Origin of the sequence: Brevibacterium otitidis, from assembly GCF_042429315.1 — a bacterium.
GTDB classification, from domain to species: Bacteria; Actinomycetota; Actinomycetes; order Actinomycetales; family Brevibacteriaceae; genus Brevibacterium; species Brevibacterium otitidis.
This window is the reverse complement of sequence record NZ_JBHMAU010000008.1, coordinates 1-836: the sequence shown is the minus strand read 5'-3', so window position 1 is coordinate 836 and position 836 is coordinate 1. Positions and strand designations below refer to the sequence as shown.

Below are 836 nucleotides of genomic sequence, written 5' to 3'. Positions count from 1 at the left end.
GGAAGAGACCGGTGAAAGGCCGGGACACTACCTCCTGCCCACTCATCGCGTCCGCGCTCGAATCCGAGTGAACCCCCGGACATCAAGCAGATCGGTGGATCAAGGGTTAGGGACAGCGGTACGGCCCAGTACCACCGGCAGCCGTGTTGATGATGGTCGCCAGCTCTTTCGGCCGTGCGTAGGTGACGCTGTGGCCGCTGTCGAGCTGGAAGTGCGGCTCGCTGCTGGCTCGGTCGTCGGGTGGGTTGTCTGTGCCTCGTGGGAGGGTGGAATCAGAGCTGAGACCCGGTAGTGAGGAAGCGTTGTCCGTGCCTCGTGGCAGGGTGGAAGCACAACGGAAAACACGACCACAGCCGACAGACACGGGAGGGTGGCAGGGATTCGAAACCTGAGTGTTTCATAAGAATCCAATCGAAGCCATTGTAACCGCCTATCGAACACCACTACACTTGATACCAAGACAACGACGTCAACCAACGAGGGAGGTGACCCCCGGGATGCGCACCACGACCCCACCCCACAACCACGACACCGCTTTTGCCGATGCTGCTGGTGCTGGTGTTGGTGGTGTGTCTGATTTTGTTGATTGTCTCTTTCAGCTGACGTCTACTGCGAAGCTGGTGGACCAGCAGCAGATGACAGCTCTCGGGCACCTGTTCAACACCTTCCTCACCCGCACTGCCGCCGATTCGCCCGGGGATGTTTCGGTGCAGGTTGCTGCAGCGCGCACTCTGGCAGCCGACCCGCGGGCTACGGGTGGGGTGGACCGTGACGGGCTGGCGTTGAAGCGTGAAGCCTCTCAGCGCAGGGACGCGTATGTCTGGCTGTCGGAGCGG

General features: G+C 61.4%; 1 protein-coding gene. It reads left to right on the top strand.

The features are described from left to right. Nucleotides 1-497: 497 nt before the first annotated feature. Nucleotides 498-836, top strand: a 339-nt coding sequence (locus ACFFN1_RS00625) for a hypothetical protein (protein WP_376837639.1), incomplete at its 3' end; no start/stop codon positions are given.